1 protein-coding gene is annotated in these 387 nt (G+C 48.6%); it reads right to left on the reverse strand.

The window, feature by feature from the left end; genetic code table 11:
* The coding region (locus ACGF49_RS24980) for a toxin VasX (RefSeq protein ID WP_387493449.1) at positions 1-387 on the reverse strand (387 nt) is incomplete at both ends.

The following is a 387-nucleotide window of genomic DNA, read 5'->3' on the forward strand; positions in this document are numbered from 1 at the left end:
GATAAGCCCTTCACTGGCATCTCTGCGGTTGAGGAACATATATTTTTTAAATTTTTCTACCCGCTGTTTTTTGCCGTTAACCTCTTTCTCTGACACGCAGTATTTAAAGATATGCAGATAGCCCCGGGCTTTGCTGCCGCGGGCAGTGAGCGGGTCTTCTTCCTTGATGTATATCCAGCCGGGACGCAGGAGGCGGGCGGCATAGCCTTTGGTTTGTTGGAGTGATGAGGAGAACATCAGAGTGTGGATATCCGGGGGCGCTTCTGGTTTTTCCAATTCTTTGCCGAAAAAGTTCACATAAGCATAGCGAACCGGGTAAATCGGTTTAATGTCGCAGTCACAGGGCTGAATATAGTTGTCTACCTCAAGATTCTGCGGGAACAGCTC

Source organism: Photorhabdus sp. RM96S (genome assembly GCF_042879335.1).
Classification (GTDB): domain Bacteria; phylum Pseudomonadota; class Gammaproteobacteria; order Enterobacterales; family Enterobacteriaceae; genus Photorhabdus; species Photorhabdus kayaii.